This is a genomic window from Roseitranquillus sediminis, from assembly GCF_016918935.1.
GTDB classification, from domain to species: domain Bacteria; phylum Pseudomonadota; class Alphaproteobacteria; order Rhodobacterales; family Rhodobacteraceae; genus Roseitranquillus; species Roseitranquillus sediminis.
Map to the genome: position 1 here is coordinate 183,594 of NZ_JAFFOB010000019.1, position 24,404 is coordinate 207,997.

Consider the following 24,404-nt stretch of genomic DNA (forward strand, 5'->3'; position numbering starts at 1 on the left):
CGCTCCTTCACTTCAGGTACGTGGCGGAGAGGATGTCGGCCAGCCCCTCGATCCGCCGCTGCACCTCCCGCAGGCCGGCGCTGTCGAGCTCGGCCGGCGTCTGCACGGCAAGCCCGGTGTGGGCCACGAGGACGGCGCGCTGCAGCTCGGTCATCTGCCGGTGCGGCGCGGCGCCGGGCAGGAAGTCCATGTGCTCGCGGATGCGGTCCAGCTGGTGCAGGACGGAGCGCGGGTTGAGCGGGTCTAGCGCCAGGAGGTCCATCACCGTCTCGCGGTTGGTCGAGACGGCATAGCGGCGGCGGTGCGAGATGACGCTGTCGCCGAGCTCGATCGCGAGGTCGAGTCCGCCCGGCGGCGCGTCCGGGTCGGCGAATGTCGCGAGCGCGCCGGCCATCGTCCAGCCCCGCTCCAGCGCGCGGCCGATGCCGAGAAATCGCCAGCCGATGAAGCGGTACATGTTGTCCTGGACCAGCCCGTGGAAGCTCGAGAGCCGGCGCAGTAAGTCCCCGATCGCGCGCACCGCGTCGTCCCCCGGACGCGCGGTCTCTGCCGCGTCGTTCGCCGCGGCGACGAGCTGGGTCAGCGCGGTCCAGCCGTCGGGCGAGAAGCGGTCGCGCACCCGGCTGGCGCTGCCCACCGCGAAGGCGAGCGCGTCGTGCAGGGCGTCGGGGATGGTTTGCGAGGCATCGGCACCCATCTCCTCGAGGTGCTCCTCGATGAGCGCGACGAGCGGCGCCTCGTTCGCTCCCGTGTCGTGGAGGCGCGCGTGGTAGGCGCGCAGCAGGCGCAGGAGCGCCTCCGCCCGTTCAACGTAGCGGCCCATCCATGTGAGGTTGTCGGCGGCGCGCGACGGCAGCAGACCGGGTTGGCTCCGGCTGAAGGGGTCGGCGGCGGTAGGCAGCATAGTCTCTGCCGGCACGCGCTCGTCCGCCACGATCCAGACGTCGGCCACCTGCCCGCCGCGCCGCATGGCGACCACCAGCGGATCTCCGGGCGTGCCGATGCGCGCGAAACCACCCGGCATCACGTGCCAGCCGTCCGGCGTCCGCGCGAGGAATACACGAAGGCTCATCGGGCGCGGGGCAATCCGGCCATCGCGCGTGAGCACCGGCGTGCTCGAGAGGCGGACCGCCTCCTGCGCCACCAGCCGCGGTCCCTCGGCGTCGATCCAGGCGGCGCGCCCGGAACCCTCGAAGCCGCCGAAGTCGAACGGCGCGTCGGACTCGAAGGGCAGCCGGTTCGAGCGCGCGTCGCTCAGCGTCATCGCGTCGGCGTTGGCCTTGACGTGCGCCCGCTCGGCCTCGCCGCCGCACCACCATGTGGCGATGTTGGGCATCCTGAGCGGCTGCCCCGTCAGGACCTCCGCGATACGCGGCAGGAAGGCGAGGAAGGCGCGCGTCTCGAGGACGCCCGCGCCAAGCGCGTTGACAGAGGTGACGCAGCCGCCGCGGATTGCCTGGACCAGGCCCGCCGTACCGATCTGAGAGCTCTCGTCGAGTTCGAGCGGGTCGCACCAGTTGGCGTCGAGACGACGCCAGATCACGCTGACCGGCTTCAGGCCAGAGACGGTGCGGACCATCAGCTGACCGTCGCGCACGGCCAGATCCTCGCCCTCGAGCAGCATCAGGCCGAGATAGCGGGCGATGTAGGCCTGCTCGAGATAGGTGTCGCTCCCCTGCCCCGGCGTCAGGATCGCGACCCGGCTCGGTGTATCGCCGCGCAGGCCAAGCAGCGCCTCGCGGAAGATGCGGAAGAACGAAGCCAGCCTGTGCACGTTCAGCTGGCCGTAGACGTCGGAGAAGGCCCGCGTGGTGGCGATGCGATTTTCGAGCGCGAAACCCGCGCCCGAGGGCGCCTGCGTCCGGTCGCCCAGCACCCACCAGGCGCCGTCCGGGCCGCGGCCGATCTCGAACGCGACGAAGTGGAGGAAGTGCCCCCCCCGCGGTCGTACGCCGACGAGGGGGCGGAGCCATTCGCGATTGTCCCCCACGAGCGACGCGGGCAGATGCCCCTCCTCCACCAGCCGGTTAGGACCGTAGAGGTCGGCGCAGAGCGCCTCGAGCACGTCGGCGCGCTGCTTCAGCCCCGCCTCAATGCCGCGCCACTCCCGCTCGTGAATCAGGACGGGAAGGTGCGAGAGCGGCCATGCCCGCTCTGGCGCAGTCCTCGTGTCGTAGCTGCGGAAGAAGACGCCGGCGTCGCGCAGATACTGGTCCGCCCGAGCGGCGCGCCGGCCGAGATCGTCGCCGGAGGCCGAGGCAATCTGCTCGATCAGGGTCGACCATACAGGCCGCACCTTTCCGTCCGGTCCGATGAGTTCGTCCGGAGTGCCGTCGACCGGCCGATACCCGTGAAGCAGGCCCTCGAGCCGGTCGCCCTCGGGCGCGGCAACCGCCACTTCAGAGACCGGCCGGCCGGCGCAGGTCCAGCGTCATCGGGAACTCGGGGTGGGGCCGGTCGGGCGCTGGCGCATAGGCGCCGGGCGTGTGGCCGTGCGGCTCGAACCGCGCCAGTCTGCGAGCCTCTGCCTCGTTGTTATTGACCGGAAAAGTGTCGTAGCTGCGCCCGCCCGGATGCGCCACGTGGTAGACGCATCCGCCGAGCGCGCGGCCGGTCCAGGTGTCGAAGATGTCGAAGGTCAGTGGAGCGTCGGGCTCCAGCACTGGGTGCAGCGCACTCGCCGGTTGCCACGCCTTGTAACGCACGCCGCCGACGCTGACGCCGTTCGTCTCGGTCTGCGTCAGGGGCACGCGGCGGCGGTTGCAGGTGACGGCGTAGCGACTGGGGTCGGCGGCGCTCAGCTTGACCTGAAGCCGCTCGGTCGAGCTGTCGGTATAGCGGACCGTCCCGCCGATCGCGCCCGTTTCGCCCAGCACGTGCCACGGCTCCAGCGCCTGGCGCAGCTCGAGCCGGACGCCGTCGGCCTCGGTCTCGCCACAGAACGGGAAGCGGAACTCGGCCTGCGCCTCGAACCAGTCGGGGCGCATCGGAAAGCCGTGGTCGGTCAGGTCGTCCAGCACCTCGAGGAAGTCGGCCCAGACGTAGTGCGGCAGCATGAAGCGGTCGTGCAGCGTGGTGCCCCAGCGGGTGAGCTGACCGCGCAGCGGGTCCTGCCACAGGCGGGCGATGATCGCCCGGATCAGGAGCTGCTGGGCGAGGCTCATGCGCGGGTCGGGCGGCATCTCGAAGCCGCGGAACTCGACGAGGCCGAGGCGTCCCGTCGGCCCGTCGGGCGAATAGAGCTTGTCGATGCAGATCTCGGCCCGGTGGGTGTTGCCGGTGACGTCGACCAGCATGTTCCTGAGCAGCCGGTCCACGAGCCACGGAAACGGCGTCTCGCCTTCCCCCGGCGCAGGGATCTGCGCCAGCGCGATCTCCATTTCGTAGAGGCCGTCGTGTCGCGCCTCGTCGACCCGCGGGGCTTGGCTTGTCGGGCCGATAAAGAGGCCGGAGAAGAGGTAGCTGAGCGACGGGTGCCGCTGCCAGTAGAGGACGAGCGACTTCAGCAGGTCCGGCCGGCGCAGAAACGGGCTGTCGAGCGTCGTGCGCCCGCCGACGACGACGTGGTTGCCGCCGCCGGTGCCGGTGTGCTTGCCGTCGATCATGAACTTGTCGGCGCCGAGACGAGACTGCCGCGCCTCCTCGTAGACCCCGTGCGTGATCTCCTTGCACTCGTCCCAGCTCGCCGCCGGGTTGACGTTGACCTCGATCACGCCGGGGTCGGGCGCCACGCGGATGACGTTCAGCCGCGGGTCGGGCGGCGGAGCGTAGCCCTCGATGTGGACCTGGACGCCCTGCGTCTTCGCCGCGGCCTCGGCTGCGGCGATCAGCTCCAGATAGTCCTCGACCCGCTCGACCGGCGGCATGAAGACGGTCAGGCGGCCGTGGCGCGGCTCGACCGAGATCGCGGTGCGAACGGCGCCGCCGATCTCTCCCAGATGCTGCTCGACCCGGTCCTGGCGCACGCTCTCGCCGGCGAAATGCGCGGCCATCTGCGCCCGCCCCTCCTGCCCCGGCGTGTCGGGCAGCGGCCCGCGCGGCTCGGTCGGGTCGGCGATGTTGGTGTAGGGGTATTGCGACGGCGGCACGTAGGGCAGCGACTCGAGCGGTAGGCGGTAGCCGACGGGGCTGTCGCCCGGCACGAGGTAAATCTTGTCGCGGCGCAGCTTCCACCGCTCCGAGCGCCAGCCGCGCCCGGCGTCGCGAGCCTGCCAGCGCTGCACCGGCAGGACGTAGCCCGCGGGCGTGGTCAGGCCGCGGTCGAACACCGCGGCGATGCGGTGGCGCGCCTCGGGGTCCTCGAGCTCGCTGTTCTCGGGCGTCACGTTGTCGGGCAAGCGCGCTTCCTTGAGCAGCCACTCCGCCGGGTCCTCGTAGGCCGGCGCCACGTAGTCCGGCTCCAGCCCCAGTTCCTCGGCGATGCCCACCGTCAGCGCCTCGGCGTCGGCCGGCGTCGGCTGCGCGTCCGTCTCCTCCGGCGCGATCGTCGCCGGGTCCTGCCAGATCGGCTGGCCGTCGCGGCGCCAGTAGAGGCTGAAGGTCCAGCGCGGCAGCGTCTCGCCCGGATACCACTTGCCCTGCCCGTAATGCAGGAACCCGCCTGGCGCGAAGCGGTCGCGCAGCCGGCGGATCAGCCGGTCGGCCAGCGCGCGCTTCCGGGGACCGACGGCGGCGGTGTTCCACTCGTCGCTCTCGAAGTCGTCGATCGAGACGAAGGTCGGCTCGCCGCCCATCGTCAGGCGAACGTCGCCGTCCTTGAGCGCCTCGTCCACCTTGTGGCCCAGCGCGTCGAGATCGGCCCAGGCGTCGTCGTCGAAGGGTTTGGTGATGCGCGGATGCTCGGCCACCCGCTCGACGCTCATGTCGAAGTGGAAATCGACGTTGGCAGCGCTCGCCATCCCGCTGATCGGGGCGGCGTTGCGGTAGTGCGGCGTGGCGGCGAGCGGAATGTGGCTCTCGCCCGTCAGCAGGCCGGAGGTCGGGTCGAGGCCGATCCAGCCGGCGCCCGGCAGGAACACCTCGGCCCAGGCGTGCAGGTCGGTAAAGTCATGGTCCGTTCCCTTCGGCCCGTCGAGCGCCTCGACGTCGGGCTTGAGCTGGATCAGATAGCCTGAGCAGAACCGCGCCGCGAGGCCGAGGTGCCGCAGGATCTGCACCAGCAGCCACGACGTGTCGCGGCACGAGCCGGATCCGCGCTCAAGCGTCTCCTCCGGCGTCTGCACGCCGGGCTCCATGCGGATCAGGTAGTCGATCTCGTTCGAGAGCCGGCTGTTGAGGCCGACGACGAAGTCCACCGTCCTCAACTCGGTCCGGTCCACGCCGGCCAGCCACTCGGTCAGGCGCGGTCCAGCCGGCTCCCTCGCAAGATAAATGGCAAGGTCGCCCGCAAGCTCCTCGGGATAGTCGAAGGGCCAGGTCTCCGCCCGCTCCTCCACGAAGAAGTCGAACGGGTTGTAAACCGTCATGTCCGCGACGAGGTCGACCTCGATCCGCAGCTCCCGCACGGGATCGGGGAAGACATAGCGCGCCAGCCAATTGCCGTAGGGATCCTGCTGGTGGTTCACGAAGTGTCCGGCGGGGCTGACCTTCAGGCTGTGGCTGATGACGCGGGTGCGGCTGTGCGGCGCGGGGCGGAGCCGGATGATCTGCGGGCCGAGCGTCACCGGCCGGTCGTAGACGTAGTGGGTCAGGTGGTGGATCGCGGCCTTGATCGACATGGGCAGGACATTCGTTTCTGAACTGAGGCGAGGCTTTCACACTTCCCGCCGCGGCACCACAGGCTTTCGTCTTGCGGCGCTCATCCCGCGTCCGCGAGGATTGCCGCGACGGCACGCTGATTCAGCGGCGCAGGGTTCGCCCTCATCGAGGACGAGCCGAGCGCGGCCTCCGCGAGCGCCACGTGGTCCGCGGCTCGGACCCCGAGTGCCGACAGGCGCGGCAGGCCGCTGTCGTGCATCCAGCGCTCCAGCCCGTCGATGCCGCCGAAGCGGCCGGCGATGAGGCGCTCCACCTCGTCCAGCCGGCCGGTCCGGCCGAGCGCGCGGAGGTTCGCCCTGAGCCCGTGCGGCAGGAGCGCGCCGCAGATGGCACCGTGCGACGCGCTGGTCATACCGCCGATCGGCCCCGCCAGTCCGTGGATCACGCCCAGGCCCGAGTTGGCGAGGGCGATCCCACCCGCCACGCTGACCCACGCCATCCTGTCGCGTGCCTCAGCGTCTTCGTCCTCCATCAGCCGGGGCAGCGCGTCGAGCGCCATCGGGATCGCCGGCCTACAGATCGCGTCGGTGAGCGGGTTTGCGCGCGTCGAGCAGTAGGGCTCGATCACCTGCACAAGAGCATCGAGGCCGCTTGCGAGCGTCACTGCGCGTGGGCAGCCATCGGTCAGCGCCGGGTCCACCAACGCGACGTCCGCCAGCATCCGCTCGTCGCGCAGGCTGACCTTTCGCCGATGCTCCGGCACGCCAATGACCGCGTTGCGGGTCATCTCGGCGCCGGTTCCGGCTGTGGTCGGCAGGGCGACGAACGGCAGCGGCTCCGCCTCGAGCGGGCGGCCGGCGCCGACCACCTCCAGATGGTCAAGCGGCGCGCCGGCAGCGGGTGCCAGAGCGGCAACCGCCTTGCCGAGGTCTACGGCCGCGCCGCCACCGAGTGCGACGACGCAGTCGGCACGCGCCTCACGCGCGACGTCGAGCGCCGCGAGCAGCATGTCGAGGTCCGGTTCTGCGGTGCAGGCGTACGTCTGCGCAAGCAGGCCGCGAGCGTCGAGCGCCTCGACCAGCCACGCCGCGCGCGCGGTGCTGCGCCCGTGGACCAGCAGCACACGCTCTCCCCGCCTGGCCACCACATCCGACGCCTCGGCCGCGACGCCGCGCCCGAACCTGAGGCGGTCGACAGTGGCGAAGGTAAATGGCGCGATCATGCCCAGATCCTCGCGGAGCGGCAAAGATGAGGCGCGGAAGTGACCTCCCGCGCCCCGGTTGGCAGGCAATCAGCCGCCTTCGCCAATGCTCAGCCCTGCTGCCACGACTGGATCAGATCCTCGTAAGTGATCGTCTCGGGCTCCGGATCCTCGTTCTCGAGCTTCGGCTTCGGCGCGCCGGGCTGGCTCAGCCAGTATTCCGGGTCCTGCTCCTCGTTCAGCTTTGGACCGAGCTCCCCCTGGATGCCGGCCCGCTCGAGCCGCTCGAGCACCTGCTCCTGCTGCTCGCACAGCGCGTCGAGCGCCTCCTGCGCCGACTTCGCGCCCGAGGAGGCGTCGCCGATATTCTGCCACCAGAGCTGCGCGAGGCGCGGGTAGTCCGGAACGTTCGTTCCCGTCGGGGACCAGCGCACGCGGTCGGGCGAGCGGTAGAACTCCACCAGGCCGCCGAGCTTCGGCGCACGCTCGGTGAAGCTCTCGTGATCGATCGTCGACTCTCGGATGAAGGTCAGGCCGACGTGGCTCTTCTTGGTGTCCACGGTCTTGGACGTCACGAACTGCGCGTAGAGCCAGGCGGCCTTGGCGCGGTCCTCGGGCGTGGACTTGAGGATCGTCCAGGAGCCCACGTCCTGATAGCCGACCTTCATGCCCTCTTCCCAGTAAGCGCCGTGCGGCGACGGAGCGAGTCGCCACTTGGGCGTGCCGTCCTCGTTCATGATCGGCAGCCCCTCCTCCACGAGCGACGGGACGAAGGTCGTGTACATGAACATCTGCTGGGCGATGTTGCCCTGCGCGGGAACCGGCCCCGCCTCGGAGAAGGTCATGCCCGCCGCGGCCGGAGGCGCGTAGTTCTTGAGCCAGTCGACATACTTCTCGATGGCGTAGACCGCCGCCGGCGAGTTGGTCGCGCCGCCGCGCGCCATGCACGAGCCGGTCGGCTGGCTCGCCTCGTTGACGCGGATGCCCCACTCGTCGACCGGCAGGCCGTTCGGTTCGCCCTTGTCGCCCATGCCGGCCATCGACATCCAGGCGTCGGTGAAGCGCCAGCCGAGGCTCGGGTCCTTCTTGCCGTAGTCCATGTTGCCATAGACCTGCTGGCCGTCGATCTCGCGGCCGGTGAAGAACTCCGCGATGTCCTCGTAGGCCGACCAGTTGACCGGAACGCCGAGCTCGTAGCCGTATTCCTCCTCGAATTCGGCCATGATCTCGGGGTCGGTGAACCAGTCGTGGCGGAACCAGTAGAGGTTGGCGAACTGCTGGTCGGGCAGCTGGTAGAGATCGCCGTCGGGCCCGGTGGTGAACTGCAGGCCGATGAAGTCCTCGAGGTCCAGCGTCGGGCTCGTCACGTCGGCGCCCTCGTTCGCCATCCAGTCGGTCAGGCTGCGCGCCTGCTGATAGCGCCAGTGGGTGCCGATCAGGTCGCTGTCGTTGACGTAGGCGTCGTAGATGTTCTCGCCCGACTGCATCTGCGTCTGCAGCTTCTCGACGACGTCGCCCTCGCCGATCAGGTCGTGAGTGACGTTGATGCCGGTAATCGCGGTGAAGGCGGGGGCGAGGACCTGGCTCTCGTACTCATGCGTGGTAATCGTCTCGGACACCACGTTGACGTTCATGCCGGCGAAGGGCTCCGCGGCATCGACGAACCACTGCATCTCCTGCTCCTGCTCCTCGCGGGAGAGCACCGACAGGTCGCCGATCTCCTCGTCGAGGAACTGCCGGGCCTCTTCCATGCCGGCGAAGGCCGGCGCGGCCAGCAAGCCCGCGACGAGCCCGAGGGCCGTCGTCGTTCTCAGTCCGGGTATCATTTCTCATTCCTCCCTCTTTATTGACTATCTTCAGACCCAGCGGAACACGGCCGCCGCGTAGAGCGCACAAAGTATCAGCGCCTGCCACTGCGGCAGGTCGGTCAGTCCGAGCCAGCCGAGATTTATGAAGGCCGAGCCGAGCAGCGTGATGAAGAGCCGGTCGCCCCGCGTCGTCTCGATCCCCAACACGCCCACTCGCGGTGTCTCGGGGTAGCGGATCGCCAGGATGGTGAAACCCACTAGGACCGCCGCAATGGAGCCGAAGAACGCCGCCGTCGGCCACGTCCATGCCATCCACGACAAGTCCATCAAACCCTCCCCAAGGCGAAGCCCTTGGCGATGTAGTTGCGCACGAAAAAGACTACGAGCGCACCGGGAATCAGCGTCAGCGCGCCGGCGGCGGCAAGGACGCCCCAGTCGAGGCCCGACGCCGAGACGGTCCGGGTCATGGTGGCGGCGATCGGCTTGGCGTCGACGCTGGTCAGCGTCCGGCTCAGCAGCAGCTCGACCCACGAAAACATGAAGCAGAAGAACGCGGCGACGCCGATTCCCGACGCGATGAGCGGCATGAAGATCTTCACGAAGAACTTCGGGAACGAGTAGCCGTCGATGTAGGCGGTCTCGTCGATCTCGCGCGGTACGCCGCGCATGAAGCCCTCGAGAATCCAGACCGCCAGCGGCACGTTGAAGAGGCAGTGCGCCAGCGCCACGGCGATGTGCGTGTCGAAGAGCCCGACCGACGAGTAAAGCTGGAAGAACGGCAGCGCGAAGACCGCGGGAGGCGCCATCCGGTTGGTGAGCAGCCAGAAGAACAGGTGCTTGTCGCCCATGAAGCTGTAGCGACTGAAGGCGTAGGCCGCGGGCAGCGCCACGGCGACCGAGATGACCGTGTTCATCACCACGTAGATGAGCGAGTTCACATAGCCCATGTACCACGACGCGTCGGTCAGGATCGTGCGGTAGTTCGCCAGCGTCGGGTTGCGCGGCCAGAGCGAGAAGGTGCCCAGGATCTCGGCGTTGGTCTTGAGGCTCATGTTGATGAGCCAGTAGATCGGCAGCATCAGGAACAGGATGTAGAGCACCATCACGAGCGTGGAGCCGGAGGGCCGCCAGCGCCGCGCGGACCGTGCGCGCGCCCGGTCCGGCGCCAGATCGCCGGGGATATCGGTCGTGTCGGCGCTGCTCATCGCTCGCCCCGCCGGTCGAGGTTGACCATCACCGTGTAGAACACCCACGAGATCAGCAGGATGACGAGGAAGTACATCAGGCTGAACGCCGCAGCGGGGCCGAGGTCGAACTGCCCCAGCGCCATCTTGACGAGGTCGATGGACAGGAACGTGGTCGCGTTTCCGGGACCGCCTCCGGTCACGACGAAGGGTTCCGTGTAGATCATGAAGCTGTCCATGAAGCGCAGCAGGATCGCGATCAGCAGAACGCCCTGCATCTTGGGCAGCTCGATATAGCGGAAAACGCTCCACCGGCTGGCCTGGTCGATCTTGGCCGCCTGGTAGTACGCCTCGGGGATCGACTGCAGACCGGCGTACGCCAGCAGCGCCACGAGCGATGTCCAGTGCCAGACGTCCATGACGATGACGGTTATCCAGGCGTCGAGGGCGTTCTGCGTGTAGTTGTAGTCGACGCCGAGATTGCGCAGGGTCCAGCCAAGCAGGCCGATGTCGACCCGGCCGAAGATCTGCCAGATCGTGCCCACGACGTTCCACGGGATCAGGAGCGGCAGCGCGATGAGCACCAGGGAGAGCGAGGCCCAGAAGCCGCGCTTGGGCATGGAGAGCGCCACGAGGATGCCGAGCGGCACCTCGATCGCGAGGATGATCGCCGAGAAGACGATCTGCCGCCCGAGGGCGTTGTGCACCCGCTCCGATGTCAGGATCTCCTCGAACCATTCGAGCCCGGCCCAGAAGAACTGGTTGTTGCCGAACGAGTCCTGCACCGAGTAGTTGACGACCGTCATCAGCGGTATGACAGCGGAGAAGGCCACCAGCACCAGGACCGGCAGCACCAGGAACCACGCCTTCTGGTTGACGGTCCGGTTCATCGCGCGGCCCTCCCCTGCTCCGCCTCGGGCGCGACGCGCCAGTCCTCGACGTAGACGTTGATGCGCTCCGGTGCGAAGACCGCCCGCGCCCGGCCGGTGCCCACGGCGGCACCCTCCGCCACGACTGCGTTGACGGGCTCCCCCTCATGGTGCGCGCGTGCGATCCGGTAGCGACCGACGTCCTCGACCCGGCTGACCTCGACGGGCAGCCCCTCGCCGTCCGAGGTCAGGGAGACGAACTCCGGCCTGATGCCGATCTGCACCCGGCCGCGGACCGGCCGATAGTTGCCGGAGAGAGGCACTGCGTGATCGCCGACCCAAGCGGTGTCGCCGAAGACCTGCGCGTCGAGCAGGTTCATGCCGGGCGAGCCGATGAAGTAGCCCACGAACGTGTGCTCCGGACGCTCGAAGAGCTCCTCGGGCGTGCCTGTCTGCACCACGCGCCCGTCGTGCATCACCACCACGCGGTCGGCAAAGGTCAGCGCCTCGGTCTGGTCGTGGGTGACATAGATCATCGTATGGCCGAACTGCTGGTGCAGGGCGCGGAGCTGGGTCCTCAGCTCCCACTTCATGTGCGGGTCGATGACCGTCAGCGGCTCGTCGAACAGGATAGCGCTCACGTCCTCGCGCACCATGCCGCGGCCGAGGCTGATCTTCTGCTTGGCGTCGGCGGTCAGCCCCCGCGCCTTGCGGTCGAGTTCCGCCTCCATCCCGATCATCGCCGCGATGCTCTCCACCCGCCTGCGCACGTAATCGGCGTCGGCGCCGCGGTTCCGCAGCGGAAAGGCGAGGTTCTGGCGGACCGTCATCGTGTCGTAGACGACGGGAAACTGGAACACCTGCGCGATGTTGCGCTCGGCCGTCGGCGCGTCGGTGACGTCCGTCTCGCCGAAGAAGACGCGCCCGCGCGAGGGCGCCAGGAGGCCGGAGATGATGTTGAGCAGGGTCGACTTGCCGCAGCCCGACGCGCCGAGCAGCGCGTAGGCGCTGCCGTCCTGCCACGTCATGTTCAGCTCCTTGAGCGCCCAGTCGTCCGGATCCGCCGGGTCGGGGACATAGGAATGGGCGAGGCCGGAGAGGGTGATGCGGGCCACGGGTCAGGCCGCCTGCGCGTATGGGGCGGCCGACGCCAGGCGCCCCTCGCCGTCGAAGAGATAGATGTGGGCGGGCGAAAGGTAGACGCGCACCTCCGAACCCTGCGGCAGGTGCCGCACCCCGCGCATCAGTCCGACCCAGCGCCACTCGGCATAGTCGAGGTGCACGAACGTCTCCGATCCCGTGATCTCGCTCACCGCGACGCGCGCGACGAATTCCAGCGCGCCCGCATTGTGCCGCTCGAGCTCCAGATGGTTCGGCCGGAAACCGGCGCTGTAGCGCCCGTCGGGCAGCGCCTCGTAGCGCCCTGCCGCCGGTACCTCGTCCTGCGCGCCGAAGCGGAGCATCCCGGCTCGCTTCTCGAGCGACATGAAGTTCATCGGCGGATCGCTGAAGACGCGTGCGGTGGTCGCGTCGGCAGGGCGTCGATAGACACGCGGCGTCGGCCCGAACTGCGTCACGCGCCCCTCCCAGAGCGCTGCCGCGTTGCCGCCGAGCAGGAGCGCCTCCTCCGGCTCGGTCGTGGCGTAGACGAAGATGGCGCCTGACTTGGCGAAGATGCGCGGGATCTCCTCGCGCAGCTCCTCGCGCAGCTTGTAATCGAGGTTCGCGAGCGGCTCGTCGAGCAGGACGAGCCCCGCCCCCTTGGCCAGCGCCCGCCCCATCGCGCAGCGCTGCTGCTGCCCGCCCGACAGCTCCAGCGGCCTTCGCCCCAGCATCGGCGTCAGCTTGAGCATCGACGCCGTCTCGCGCACCGTCCGGTCGATTTCGTCCGCGGACCTGCCCATCAGGCGCAGCGGCGAGGCGATGTTGTCGTAGACGCTCATCGACGGGTAGTTGATGAACTGCTGGTAGACCATCGCAACGTCGCGGTCCTGCACCCGCCGGCCAGTCACGTCCTCGCCGCGCCAGTAGAGTCGCCCCTCCGAGGGAGCGTCGAGGCCCGCCATCAGGCGCATCAGCGTCGTCTTGCCCGCGAGCGTCGGGCCGAGCAGGACGTTCATCGTTCCCGCCTCGAGCGTCAGGTCGGTCGGATGGATGTGCGCGTCCGCGCCGACCCGCCTGGCCAGTCCCCGCAGCTCGAGCGTCACGACCGCCCTCCCGTGGTCGGGAGACAGACTTCCGCCATTCGCCGAGACAGATGCATCGCCCCCCTTCGTCTCGCGCCGTTCCGGGCCCGTCGGCGTCTCTCAGCGCGCCTTTCAGGAACGATAGTCGCAACGATCAGGGACAGCTAGCCCCTTGCATGTCTCAGCTGCATCGAAAGGAAGGGTGGTGCCGGTTGAGGGACTCGAACCCCCGACCTTCGGTTTACAAAACCGCTGCTCTACCAGCTGAGCTAAACCGGCATCCGGCGGCACCCGCGATAGGACGATTCCCCGCGGCGCACAAGATCCGCGCCCAGGCGAAATCCGCACCGAGGCGAACCGCCACCGCCGGAGGACCAAGGCGTCTGCGCGCCGGTGAATGTGCCGCGCTACATGCCGAGCGCCTGGCGGTACATGTCCAGGACGGCTTCCTCTTCGGCGATGTCATCCTTGTCGCGCTTGCGCAGCGCGATCACCTTGCGCAGCACCTTAGTGTCGTAGCCGCGGCCTTTGGCCTCGGCCATAACTTCCTTCTGCTGCTCGGCGATGTCGCGCTTCTCGGCGTCAAGCCGCTCGTAGCGCTCGATGAACTGCCGCAGCTCCTCGGCCGTGACGCGATAGCTGGCTTCTGCGCCCGTCTCGACGACGTCGTCCATTTCTGCCTCCTGCCCGGTGGATCGGCAGGTGTCGTAACTGGCCGTCGGGACCGTCGCAAGGCTTGCATTCTGCCGCCATGCGCTTCATCTCCGCCCGGAGTTTTCGGGAGGTCGCGATGCAGTGGCTCATCTGGCCGGGTGTGATCGTCTCGCTGGCGGGGCTGGCCATACTGCTCTGGTGCGTGACGCGTGTCATAAGCGCCAAACGCCGCGGCATGTCCGACGAGGAGCTGCGCAAGACATTGCAACACGCGGTCGGGGTGAACCTCGCCGCGTTCCTGACTTCGATCCTCGGACTGCTGATGATCGTGACGGGGTTACTGCTGGGCTAGTCGTTCCGGCCGTCAGAGCGGGACGTTGTTCCAGAGCTCGTCGAGCGGATCCTGCTTCGGCACGTTGCGGCTCCGCTTCCCGGTCACGGGCTTCGGATTGGCGACCACCATGCGCAGCCTGTGCTTGAGTTCTCCGGCGCGCGCCGGGTCGGCGAGGATCGCGTCCACTATGGTATCGACTTCATCGAGGAAGATCCTCTTCGGCTCTGCCTTCATATCGTCGTCCTCCCTGCACAGAGTCGGCGCCCTCGTGGCGACTCCCTCGTAACACATCGAAGTCGTATTCTGGATGACAATTGCTGCGCCATTCTGGCGCGCTTGCCGCACCGGCTGCTCAATCGGGCAGTACTGTCCGCGCTGCCCGTTGAGAGGCAGAATGCGAACTGGACCGTGCCACCGCCGGCGGCTAGAAAAGGCGCATGGATTTCGCCCGTATCACACCCGAATTCGCCGTTGCGCCGCAGATCCTCCCACGTGACGCGGAGGAACTGCGGGAGGCCGGCTTCACCGACGTCGTCTGCAACCGGCCAGACGAGGAGGTGCAGGACGAGGTCGCTTCGCAGGCCGTCCGCGCCGCGGTCGAGGGCGCGGGACTGCGATTCCACGACAATCCGGTCCGCAACGGCGCGATGAGCGAGCAGAACATCGAGGAGCAGCGGCGCGTGCTGGCTGAGGCCGAGGGGCCGGTGCTCGCCTACTGCCGCTCGGGCACACGCTCCGCGGTGGTGTGGGCGTTGGGGCGCGAGGATCTGAGCGTGGACCAGATCCTCTCCGCGACCGGCGAGGCAGGCTATGCGCTCGATGGCCTGCGGCCGCAACTCGAGGCGCGGCGCAACCGCTAGTCGGGCAGGTCTGCGATCTGCATCGGCGGGAAGTCACCAAGATCGAGATCGAGCGGCAGAGCATCAGTGTCCGCATCGACCCCGTCGCCGCTCCATTCTCCGGACAGATCGAGACTGCCGCCAGCCGCCGCGGGCAGCGCCCGCATTGTGGCAGGTGCGGCGTCCTCAAACGCCTCGTCGCCGTCGCGCTTTTCGCACGCTCCGAGCGCCACGATGCGGATCGCGCGGAAGCCGCCCTGCTGACCGAGGCGCGCAGTCGCCAGCACCTCGCCCTCCGCCGTCTCGAGCGTGACGGCGGCGAGAGCGGAGAGCGGCACTGGCACCACGTCGCCCACCTGCCACTCTGACACAGTGGCAATCGGCACCCGCGCACGGTGCAGCACCGCATCGACGCTGGCCGGAGCGCCGAGGATCTGAGCCTGAAACGCTGCGGAAAACGCCCGCTGGTCCGGCGCCGTCGCACCGGACTGCGGCGCGACGGGGAACGCGACCGTGAGTGCACCGCACTTGGCGCCGCCTCCGAGGTCCAGCTCGAGCCGGAAGACCTGGTAGGGCCCTTCCGCAAGTGTCATCGTCGCCGCGCGGGCATCGACCAGCGGCGCCGCGTAGCGATAGCCGCTGTACGCAGGAGGCTCGGGCATCTGCGACAGCGATCGCTCGAACTCCTCGAGCAGCGCGTCGAGCATGTCGGCGCATAGCATCGCGTCGGTCGCGGTCGCCTTGCGCGGCTCCGCCTGCCGCGCCGTGACACGGCCGGAGGTCAGCGCCTCGATCAGGCCGCCCAGGATCTGCGCATCGAGAATGGCGAGCCCGTAACGCTCCGCCGGTCCCTCCAGCAGGGTGAGGAGCGCGCCGGGCGGCAGATCCTCGACCAGAGCGTCGCGCACCACCCGCTCTTCCGTCACGGAGCGCGTCATGGCAACCAGCGACGCGGCCTTGTCGGCGGCCTGCGGAACGGCAATCTTCCAGGCGCGCAGCGTCGTCATGCGGCCAAGCTCGGGCGCCGGTCGCCCCTCGCCCGCCTTGCGCCGCATCGCTCGAAGCGCGCCGTCGCTGACCATCACCCCGCCTTCCATCCGTCCCGGAACCTGCGTCCGGTCTGGCAGAACGCCGTTAATGCGGGGTTACGCCCCTCACTCAGCCGCCTGCGCGCGGGCCGTCGCCAGCGTCACGCGAAATGCCGCGCCGCCCTGGCCTGGCAGGTACGCGATGTCGCCGCCGAGATTCGCCATGATCTCGCGACAGATGGCGAGGCCGAGGCCTGCGCCGCCCGCCGCGCGCTGGTCGGTGAGGCGGGAGAACTTCTCGAAGATCAGGTTCTGCGCCTCGCGGGGGATGCCGCGGCCGTTGTCGATGAAGTCGACCGTCACCTGCCCCTGTCCGCTTCGCACGTGGACGGCGAGTTCGGGCCGCGGGGCTTCGCAGTACTTGGCTGCGTTGGACAGGACGTTGATGAAGACCTGCGCGAGGCGGTCGGGATCCGTGCGGATCGCCACCGCCTCCGAGGCGAGATCACGGCGCAACCGCACCCGGCCAGCCTCGAGTCCCGCCGCCGATACGGCCCTGTCTATCACGCGCCTCAACGTCGTGTCGGCGACGTTCAGCATCACCTGACCGTTCTCCAGCACGCTGAGGTCGAGGAGGTCGTCGAGCAGCCGCGTCAGTCGGACCGCCTCGTCATGGATCACCCCGGTGTAGCGGAGCCGATCGGCCTCGCCCAGCTCGGCACCGTCGCGCAGGATCTCTGAGAAGGCGCGGATCGAGGTCATCGGTGTCCTCAGCTCGTGGCTGATCTGACTCAGGAACGCGTCCTTCTGGTGGCTGAGGGCAGTCAGCTTCTCGTTCGCGTCGCGCAGCTGCCGCGCCGTACGCTCGAGCTCGGACGACTTGGCCTCGAGTTGGGCGGAATATTCCATGATCTGCGCAGTCTCGTCGGCGACGCGCATCAGGTCCTCTACCGAGACGGAGCTGCCGCCGATGATCTGGCCCAGCATAGCATGCGCCGTCGCGGCGCCGACCGAGCCCGCCAACTCGCGCTCGAGCCGCTCGAGGAAGGCGGGCGTCGGGTCGGGTAGGAAGCCCACGCGGCCCTGCCGCGCGACCTCGCGGCTGAAGAGGGCTTGCGCCTCGGCCGAGCCGAGGATGCGCTGCGCCATCATCAGCAAGTCCTCTGCCTCGGCCGAACCACCGCTCCAGCCGCGCGGCTCGGCGGCGTGGCGAAACACGTTGACGAAGGTCGCCCCCTGCAGCCGCTCCAGCGGCTTCGGAAAGGTCAGGATCGAGCCCGCGAGAAAGAGACAGATGTTGATCGAGAGGCTCCAGAACATCGCGTGCACGACCGGATCGAGGCCCTCGATGCCGAAGAGGGCCCGCGGCCTGAGCCAGCCAATGCCCCATGGACCCTCGGCCAGCATCACCGCTGGGATCAGCACACCCTCGCCGAAGCTCGGCAGGAACAGCGTGTAGACCCACACGAGGAAGCCTGCGAGGAGGCCCGCCACCGCACCGATGCGGGTCGCGCCGCGCCAGAAAACACCCCCGACCAGCGCCGGCGCGACCTGCGCCACGCCGACAAAGGAGATCAGACCGATCGCGGCCAGCGCCTCGCCGCCACCCGTGACGCGGTAGTAGGCGTATCCGAGCGCCAGCACCGCGCCGATGGACAGGCGGCGCGAGGCTAGTACCACCTCGCGCACGTCGCCCGACCGTACTCCGCCACCGGACCGCGTGCTGAGCCAGATCGGCAGAACGATGTTGTTCGAGACCATCGTCGCAAGCGCGATGGCCGCAACGATCACCATCGACGTCGCAGACGAGAAGCCGCCGAGGAACGCCAGCAGCGCAAGCCCCTCGCGCCCCTGCGCCAGCGGCACCGTGAGTACGAAGAGGTCAGGGTTCGACCCGGCGGGCATCACGGCCAGCCCCGCCACCGCGATCGGCAGCACGAAGAGGCTCATCGCCATGAGGTAGAGCGGGAACGCCCACGAGGCGGTGGCGAGGTGGCGCTCGTCGGGGTTCTCGACCACAAGCACCTGGAACATGCGCGGCAGCGTCAGGAACGCGACCCCTGCCAGCAGCGTGTAGCCGATCCAGCGGCTGGGCCGGACCTGCCACTCGGCAAGCCGCGAGGTGTCGATCATGTCGAACATTGGCGCGACGCCGCCCGCCACACCCCAGACGACGAAGACGCCGACAGCCAGTAGCGCCACCAGCTTGACCACCGCCTCGAGCGCGATGGCGGTCACGATACCATGGTGCCGCTCGTTCACGTCCAGCTTGCGCGTGCCAAAAACGATGGTGAAGAGCGTCAGCCCCGCCGCCACCCAGAGCGCGCTCCCCGACGTCTCGGGTGCGCGCATGAAACCCGGCTCCTCGGCCGCGAAGACCGACACCGACAGCGTGACCGACTGAAGCTGCAGCGCGATGTAAGGGGTCGAGCCCAGCACGGCGAGGACGGTGACGAGCGCGCCCAGCAGGTTGGACTTGCCATATCGCGACGAGACGAGGTCGGCGATCGATGTGATGCGCTGGCTCCGGCCGATCCGCACGAGCTTGCGCACCACGCCCCACCAGCCGACCATCACCAGCGTCGGCCCGAGGTAGATCGTCATGAACTCCAGTCCGGACCGTGCCGCGTAGCCGACTGCGCCGTAGAACGTCCACGCCGTGCAGTAGATGGAGAGCGAGAGCGTGTAGACCGCCGGCGAGCGCAGCCAGCCCGCCTGCCCTCGCGACGCCCGCTTCTCGGCCGCCCACGCGACCAGGAAGAGCAGGCCCACATAGAGGAGGCAGACCGCGAGCAGGAGGTGGAGCGACAGCATCAGCCGTCATCCTCGGGGTCGATGCGCTTGAGCCGGCCGGACAGCACGAAGGCCGCGAGGATCAAGCCGAACCAGACACCGAAGAGGTAGATCGCGCTGACAGCTATGCTTGAGGCGTGGCCGCCGCGCAGCACCGGCAGCATGAAGAGGAAGAGTCCGAAGTAGGGCAGGATCCGAGCCGCATCCATGATCCGGCGCCGGCGATAGCCGCGCCGCGCCAGGAACAGCGGTTCACGCGGCGCCTTCACGGCCGAGGAGATGGCGGAGCGAGTCGAGCACCTCGGCGTTCGAGAACGGCTTCGTCATGAAGAGGCTCGCTCCGTGCCGCTCGGCCATCTCGCGGTCGCGCTTCTGTCCGCGTGCAGTCAGCATCAGCACCGGCAGCGCGGCGGTGGCTGGATCCCCACGCAGGTCCCTCAGAATGTCGTAGCCCGAGCGGTTGGGCAGCATCACATCCAGCACCACCACGTCGGGGTCGCGCTGACGCACCGCATCGAGCGCGGTCGCGCCGTCCGAATGGCAATGCACGTGCCAGCCGTCCCGCGACAGGATGAAGCGCATCGCCTCCATTATGTTCGGCTCGTCCTCGATCAGCAGGACCGTACCGCCCATTGCCGACCTCCCCTCCCGATCCCAGGGGCTCGCCTTGCGGTCTTTTCCGCCCCTTTCGCACCTGTATCACCCCAAGACAAGGACGTGTCAAAGAACGTCCAAGAGGATCGAAGGCTCGCGTCGCGCGACACAGGCCTCGCGCGGGCAGATGCGGCAACTGGTGCCGATCGGCTCCGCGGGTGCGTCTGGCGGCGGATCAGGCAGGATCAGCAACGTCGCCTCGTGCACGACCGGACCGTCGAACCCGGCGGGACGCGAGGCCGCGGCGCTGGCGAACGTCAGGAAGCGCTGCGGCCGCCGGCCCGGATGCTCGACAACCGAGCGGATGGGCACGCCCGGCCCGGCCAGCGCCCGGTAAAGAGGCCAGAGCGGGCATGCAGCGCCGAAACGCGGCATCGGAAAGCCGTCGATCGCCTTGCGCAGGGTCATCGTGCCTGACCCGTCGCAGATGACGAGACCGCTCGACGTCTCGTCGGGCACCAGCGCCCACCGCCGCAAAACTGCGGCCACGTCGACGCCGAAGCGCCGGGCCAGCGCGGCGGGGTCCGGTGACGCCGCCCTCGCCTCGGCATAGAGCTCGTGCGGCATCGCCGCTGCGTCGGTCGCGAAGCGGCCGAGCCAGTGCTGGGCGAGCAGGCGGCCGGCGCGGGAGCCGAACGCGTTCTCGGACAGCATGTCGTCAGCGCTTGCGCCGTCGGGCAGACGCCAGCCGAGATCGTCCAGCCACGCCTCGACCTCCTCGTGCGGCGCCAGCCGCGTTCGGTCTACATCGGCGGTCGTGTCGAGGTAGGCGACGAGGGCGCGGCTGCTCTCGGCTAGGCTGCGGCTGTCTTCGTGCAGGTTGCGGTGGAACCGCGCCTGCCACTCCGGGTCGATTCCGGCGGCCTCCGTCAGGATTGCGGCCGTCGACCTGATCGCGGTGACCTTCGACAGCACCTCGTGCAACGACGTTTGCAGGAACGGGTCGTGGGTCAGTCGGTCACTCAGCGCCTCGACGCTCCGTTCGAGCGCCTCGATGCGACGTGCCTGCGTGTCGATCAGCCTTGCCCAGCCAGGGAACCGTCCGGCGAATTCCTCGACCCGGTCGACCTCCGGTTCGCTTGCGCGCGAGGCTTCGGCGGTGTCGCGCAGCGTCGCGATCAGGTCGACCGCGGCGCCTTCGGACAGGGCTGCCGGCTCCACGTCGAGCGCGCGCGCAATGTCGTTGAGCAGCTTTCCCCCGATCCTGCGCCGGTTGTGCTCGATGAGGTTGAGGTATGAGGCCGATATGCCTGCCTGGCGCGCGAGGTCCGCCTGCCTCATCTTTCGATCGAGCCTCCGGTCGCGGATCCGGCTTCCGGTGAGTGCGGTTCGGGGCAAGGCGGCACTGTCCTGTCGCTGGCGTCCGCGGCCCCGTCCGACTCAGGAACGCCGACGCGGTGCCGCAGATCGAAGTCTAGCCGTTCCCGGCGCGAAGAAAACGGCCCTCCCGGCGCCGGTTCAGCTTGCGATGCCGGCGGTCTCGAGAACGGCGTGCAGGAGGACGTTGGTCCCCTTCGCGGCCCAGTCCGGCATGATCTCCTCCGCCTCGTTGTGGGAGATCCCGTCCTTGCAGGGGCAGAAGATCATCGCCGTCGGCGCGATGCGGTTGATCCAACAGGCGTCGTGCCCAGCGCCCGACACGATGTCCCTGTGGCTGTAGCCGAGCCGCCGGGCCGCCTCGCGCACCGCACCCACGCATCCCGTGTCGAAGGTCACGGGGTCGTAGTGCCCTGTTGGCTCGATCTCGATCTCAAGTCCGAGCCCCGAGGCGATCTCCCGGGCCTCCGCCTCGAGCCGCTCGCGCATCGAGGTGAGCTTGCCGAGATCCGGCGTGCGGAAGTCGATGGTGAACACCGCGCGGCCGGCAACCACGTTGCGCGAGTTCGGGTGGAGGTCGGCGTGCCCCACCGCACCGACCGCCTCCGGCTGGTGGTCCATGGCGATGCGGTGCGCGGACTCGATGACGCGCGCCATGCCGAGGCTCGCGTCGCGGCGCATCTGCATCGGGGTCGAGCCGGTGTGTGCATCGCGCCCTGTCAGCCGCACCTCGAGCCACCAGAGCCCCTGGCCATGGGTCACGACGCCGACGTCCGTGCCCTCGGCCTCGAGGACCGGGCCTTGCTCGATGTGGAGCTCGAAATAGGCGTGGATCGGACGGCCTCCGACCTCTTCCTCGCCCTTCCAGCCGATGCGCCCCAGTTCGTCGCCGAAGCGCCGGCCGTTGGCATCGGTCCGGTCGTAGGCCCACTCCAGCTCGTGCTCGCCGATGAACACTCCGGAGCCCAGCATCGCTGGCGCGAAGCGCGTGCCCTCTTCGTTAGTCCAGTTGGTGACGACGACGGGCCGGCGGGTGCGGATGCCCGCGTTGTTCAGCGTCCGCACCAGCTCGAGCCCGCCGAGCACGCCCAGCACACCGTCGAACCGCCCGCCGGTCGGCTGCGTGTCGAGATGCGAGCCCACATAGACCGGCGCGGCGTCAGGCTCAGTGCCCTCGCGGCGGGCAAACATGGTCCCGATGCCATCGACGCCGACGGTGCAGCCCGCCGCCTCGCACCACTCGCGGAATAGCGCCCGACCATCGGCATCGGCGTCGGTGAGCGTCTGGCGGTTGTTGCCCCCGGCGACGCCCGGCCCGATCTGCGCCATCTGCATCAGGCTCTCCCAGAGGCGGGCGCCGTCGATCTGCAGGTTTGGAGCGGGGGCAGTCACGGGTTCAGTCGAGCCGGCTCAGGACGTCGCGCAGGGTGGAGACGATGCGGTCGATCTGTTCCCTCTCGATGATGAGCGGCGGCGAGAGGGCGATGATGTCGCCCGTAGTGCGGACGAGGACGCCGCGGTCGTAGGCGTCGAGGAAGGCGGTGAAGGCGCGGCGCGTGGGCTCACCCTTCATCGGCTCGAGCTCGATGGCGCCGATCAGGCCAAGGTTGCGGATGTCGATCACGTGGCGCGCGTCGCTCAGCGAGTGCAGCGCCTCCTCCCAGTAGCTCTGAATCTCGGCCGCGCGGTCGAAGAGCGCGAGCTCGCGGTAGGTTTCGAGCGTCGCGAGACCTGCCGCCGACGCGATCGGGCAGCCGGAATATGTGTAGCCGTGGAAGAGTTCGATCAGGTGCTCGGGGCCATGCATGAAGGCGTCGTGGATCTGGTCGCTGGCCAGCACGCCGCCCATCGGCACCGCCCCGTTGGTCAGGCCCTTGGCGCAGGTGATCATGTCGGGCACGGTTGCGAACCTGTCGGCCGCGAAGGGCGCGCCGAGCCGGCCGAAGCCGGTGATGACCTCGTCGAAGATGAGCAGGATGCCGTGCTTCGCGGTGACCTCGCGCAGCCGCTCAAGATAGCCCTTTGGCGGCACTAGGACGCCGGTCGAGCAGGCCACGGGCTCGACAATGACGGCGGCGATGGTTTCGGCGCCGTGCAGCGCCACCAGACGCTCGACCTCGTCGGCGAGATGCGCCCCCTCCTCCGGCTGGCCGCGGGTGAACGTCTGACCCGGAAGTTGCGTGTGCGGCAGGTGGTCGACGCCCGCCAGCAGATGCCCGAAATAGCGGCGGTTGTTGGTGATCCCGCCGACGGAGATGCCGCCGAAGTTCACGCCATGATAGCCGCGCGCCCGCCCGATCAGGCGGGTCCGGCTGCCCTCGCCTCGCGCGCGATGGTAAGCCAGCGCGATCTTGAGCGCGGTGTCGACGCTCTCGGACCCAGAATTGGTGAAGAAGACGTGGTTCAACGGGTCTGGCGCGAGGTCGCGCAGGCGGTTGGCCAGCTCGAACGCCTTCGGGTGGCCCATCTGGAAGGCGGGCGCGTAGTCGAGCCCCGCCGCCTGGCGCTGGATTGCCTCGACGATGCGCGGCTGCCCGTGGCCGGCGTTGCAGCACCAGAGGCCAGCGGTGCCGTCCAGAACCTGCCGTCCGTCCGCGGTAGTGTAATGCATGCCCTCGGCCGCGACAAACATGCGCGGCGCCTGCTTGAACTGGCGGTTGGCCGTGAAAGGCATCCAGAATGCCGAGAGGTCGTTCGGCACGTTCGGCCGGTCTAGCGCCATGGAAAGTCTCCAGAAGCGGCCGCGCGGGCCGCGTTGCAGGGCCGTGATCGTCAGGTCGCGGCGAGGCTAGCAGAGGCCTTCGGCCAGTCAAGCCGAGGCGCCCTTGCCGGCGTTAACCATCGCGGCGGATGCACCGGCGCAATTTACCGCCGGCTAAGAATGTCAGGACGATCTTCGCCGTGGATTGGGGGCCTCGCGCACGGAGCGGAGGTATGACTGACATTGGAGTGATTGGGCGGGTGCTGGCCGCGGGTCCTGGAGCCGTGGTTCATCCGGCCCAGCCGGCGAGCCAGGCGAGGCTGCAGGTACAGCCGCATGCAGAAACGCCGCGCCCGGTCGCGGATCCGGACGCGCCGACTGGACCCCGGCCCACGTTCGAGCATACGTTCCTCGAGCGGGCACGCGCGATCTGGCCGGACGATCCCGCCGCGACGGCGCGGGCCGAGCGCAACGCCCCAAAGGAAATCCCGCGGACGTCTCCGCGGATCGGCGGCGATGTCCTGCTGCTTCGCACCGTAGACATGGTGGCTCCGCCGACCATCGACCTTCGGCGTTGACGCGCGAAGGGCACGGGCTATCCGTCAGCGACGAGCAGGACGTTGTTCTCGCTGTCCCTGATCAGGGCGTAGGCTACCAGCGGGTTCCAGGCCGCCGATTTCGGCTCCTGCACGATCTCGACGCCGTTGTCGCGCAAGACTTCCAGCGCCTCGTCGAGGTCATGTACCACGAGTGGCAGCGCCAGCCGTGATTTGGACACGCTGCGGCCCGGCTTGTCGTCAAGATGGATCTGGGTGCGGGAGTCCGCCACCTCGAGCAGGACCCAGCGGCTGTCGCCGAAGGGTGCGTCGGTCAGGACCCGCAGGCCAAGCTTGTCCCGGTAGAAGTCGCGTGCACGAACTATGTCGGTGACGGGCACGGAAACGAAGCTGATGTGACTGAATATGCTCATGACTTGGGATCGCCGTCAAAAATTGTCCGCGTGACGGCTTCTACCTGCCCTGCGCAACCCAGTGTGCGCAATCCGAAACTGACGCAAGGAGAGGCATGTGCGGTGTCAGGACAACTATGAGGCGTGCCGTGGCGACCGTCCTGGCATGCATGACTTTCAACTGTCCGTT

22 protein-coding genes and 1 tRNA gene are annotated in these 24,404 nt (G+C 68.8%); 3 read left to right on the forward strand and 20 right to left on the reverse strand.

The annotated features are described in order from the left end of the window. Positions 1–7 precede the first annotated feature (7 nt). From JM664_RS14395 to JM664_RS14445, 11 genes are all read right to left on the reverse strand, one after another. Positions 8–2,398 (reverse strand): circularly permuted type 2 ATP-grasp protein, encoded by a 2,391-nt coding sequence (locus tag JM664_RS14395; protein ID WP_227420615.1) that lies wholly within the window; start codon positions 2,396–2,398, stop codon positions 8–10. Position 2,399: 1 nt separating this feature from the next. Continuing rightward, positions 2,400–5,717: a transglutaminase family protein gene (locus JM664_RS14400; RefSeq protein ID WP_227420616.1), complete on the reverse strand. Its 3,318-nt coding sequence runs from the start codon at positions 5,715–5,717 to the stop codon at positions 2,400–2,402. 80 nt (positions 5,718–5,797) lie between these two features. Beyond that, positions 5,798–6,916 (reverse strand): iron-containing alcohol dehydrogenase, encoded by a 1,119-nt coding sequence (locus JM664_RS14405; RefSeq protein WP_406675814.1) that lies wholly within the window; start codon positions 6,914–6,916, stop codon positions 5,798–5,800. Positions 6,917–7,008: 92 nt separating this feature from the next. Next, positions 7,009–8,724, reverse strand: coding sequence for an ABC transporter substrate-binding protein (locus JM664_RS14410; protein WP_227420618.1), 1,716 nt, complete (start codon positions 8,722–8,724; stop codon positions 7,009–7,011). 30 nt (positions 8,725–8,754) lie between these two features. Continuing rightward, positions 8,755–9,027: a DUF2160 domain-containing protein gene (locus tag JM664_RS14415; protein ID WP_227420744.1), complete on the reverse strand. Its 273-nt coding sequence runs from the start codon at positions 9,025–9,027 to the stop codon at positions 8,755–8,757. 5 nt (positions 9,028–9,032) lie between these two features. Then, complete coding sequence (locus JM664_RS14420; RefSeq protein ID WP_227420619.1) at positions 9,033–9,911, reverse strand: carbohydrate ABC transporter permease; 879 nt, start codon at positions 9,909–9,911, stop codon at positions 9,033–9,035. Next, positions 9,908–10,780: a carbohydrate ABC transporter permease gene (locus JM664_RS14425; RefSeq protein ID WP_227420620.1), complete on the reverse strand. Its 873-nt coding sequence runs from the start codon at positions 10,778–10,780 to the stop codon at positions 9,908–9,910. The genes JM664_RS14420 and JM664_RS14425 overlap by 4 nt, the downstream gene beginning before the upstream one ends. Further along, complete coding sequence (locus JM664_RS14430; RefSeq protein WP_227420621.1) at positions 10,777–11,874, reverse strand: ABC transporter ATP-binding protein; 1,098 nt, start codon at positions 11,872–11,874, stop codon at positions 10,777–10,779. Before JM664_RS14430 ends, JM664_RS14425 begins: the two co-directional genes overlap by 4 nt. A gap of 3 nt (positions 11,875–11,877) precedes the next feature. Continuing rightward, positions 11,878–12,966, reverse strand: a complete 1,089-nt coding sequence (locus JM664_RS14435) for an ABC transporter ATP-binding protein (protein WP_227420622.1) — start codon at positions 12,964–12,966, stop codon at positions 11,878–11,880. 182 nt (positions 12,967–13,148) lie between these two features. Then, positions 13,149–13,224 (reverse strand) — tRNA-Thr (locus JM664_RS14440). 128 nt (positions 13,225–13,352) lie between these two features. Beyond that, positions 13,353–13,619, reverse strand: coding sequence for a DUF2312 domain-containing protein (locus JM664_RS14445; protein WP_227420623.1), 267 nt, complete (start codon positions 13,617–13,619; stop codon positions 13,353–13,355). Between the two features lie 116 nt (positions 13,620–13,735). On the opposite strand from JM664_RS14445, the gene JM664_RS14450 reads away from it, so the two are divergent. Next, positions 13,736–13,951, forward strand: coding sequence for a hypothetical protein (locus tag JM664_RS14450; RefSeq protein ID WP_227420624.1), 216 nt, complete (start codon positions 13,736–13,738; stop codon positions 13,949–13,951). Between the two features lie 12 nt (positions 13,952–13,963). Here JM664_RS14450 and JM664_RS14455 read toward each other — a convergent pair whose 3' ends face one another. Continuing rightward, entirely contained in the window at positions 13,964–14,167 is a 204-nt protein-coding gene (locus JM664_RS14455) for a hypothetical protein (protein ID WP_227420625.1), read from the reverse strand. Between the two features lie 203 nt (positions 14,168–14,370). On the opposite strand from JM664_RS14455, the gene JM664_RS14460 reads away from it, so the two are divergent. Beyond that, on the forward strand, positions 14,371–14,793 hold the full coding sequence (locus JM664_RS14460) for a TIGR01244 family sulfur transferase (protein ID WP_227420626.1): 423 nt from the start codon (positions 14,371–14,373) through the stop codon (positions 14,791–14,793). Here JM664_RS14460 and JM664_RS14465 read toward each other — a convergent pair. From JM664_RS14465 to JM664_RS14495, 7 genes are all read right to left on the reverse strand, one after another. After that, positions 14,790–15,854 carry a FliM/FliN family flagellar motor switch protein gene (locus JM664_RS14465; RefSeq protein WP_227420627.1) on the reverse strand — a complete coding sequence of 355 codons (1,065 nt, stop codon included), beginning with the start codon at positions 15,852–15,854 and terminating at the stop codon, positions 14,790–14,792. The two genes, JM664_RS14460 and JM664_RS14465, sit on opposite strands and share 4 nt — an antisense overlap. A 72-nt stretch (positions 15,855–15,926) precedes the next feature. After that, positions 15,927–18,614, reverse strand: coding sequence for an ATP-binding protein (locus JM664_RS14470; protein ID WP_227420628.1), 2,688 nt, complete (start codon positions 18,612–18,614; stop codon positions 15,927–15,929). Beyond that, the gene (locus tag JM664_RS14475; RefSeq protein WP_227420629.1) at positions 18,614–18,862 is read right to left on the reverse strand and encodes a hypothetical protein; all 249 of its coding nucleotides are present in this window, start codon (positions 18,860–18,862) and stop codon (positions 18,614–18,616) included. The genes JM664_RS14470 and JM664_RS14475 overlap by 1 nt, the downstream gene beginning before the upstream one ends. Next, complete coding sequence (locus JM664_RS14480) at positions 18,846–19,226, reverse strand: response regulator transcription factor (protein ID WP_227420630.1); 381 nt, start codon at positions 19,224–19,226, stop codon at positions 18,846–18,848. Before JM664_RS14480 ends, JM664_RS14475 begins: the two co-directional genes overlap by 17 nt. A gap of 87 nt (positions 19,227–19,313) precedes the next feature. Continuing rightward, the gene (locus JM664_RS14485) at positions 19,314–20,585 is read right to left on the reverse strand and encodes a helix-turn-helix transcriptional regulator (protein WP_227420631.1); all 1,272 of its coding nucleotides are present in this window, start codon (positions 20,583–20,585) and stop codon (positions 19,314–19,316) included. Positions 20,586–20,705: 120 nt separating this feature from the next. Then, positions 20,706–21,956, reverse strand: a complete 1,251-nt coding sequence (locus JM664_RS14490) for a Zn-dependent hydrolase (protein ID WP_227420632.1) — start codon at positions 21,954–21,956, stop codon at positions 20,706–20,708. Positions 21,957–21,960: 4 nt separating this feature from the next. Beyond that, a complete protein-coding gene (locus JM664_RS14495; RefSeq protein WP_227420633.1) occupies positions 21,961–23,286 on the reverse strand; it encodes an aspartate aminotransferase family protein in 1,326 nt (441 codons plus the stop codon). Between the two features lie 212 nt (positions 23,287–23,498). On the opposite strand from JM664_RS14495, the gene JM664_RS14500 reads away from it, so the two are divergent. Continuing rightward, positions 23,499–23,843: a hypothetical protein gene (locus tag JM664_RS14500; RefSeq protein ID WP_227420634.1), complete on the forward strand. Its 345-nt coding sequence runs from the start codon at positions 23,499–23,501 to the stop codon at positions 23,841–23,843. A 17-nt stretch (positions 23,844–23,860) separates the two neighbouring features. Here the strand turns inward: JM664_RS14500 and JM664_RS14505 are convergent, their stop codons facing one another. Beyond that, a complete protein-coding gene (locus tag JM664_RS14505; protein WP_227420635.1) occupies positions 23,861–24,235 on the reverse strand; it encodes a VOC family protein in 375 nt (124 codons plus the stop codon). Positions 24,236–24,404 lie beyond the last annotated feature (169 nt).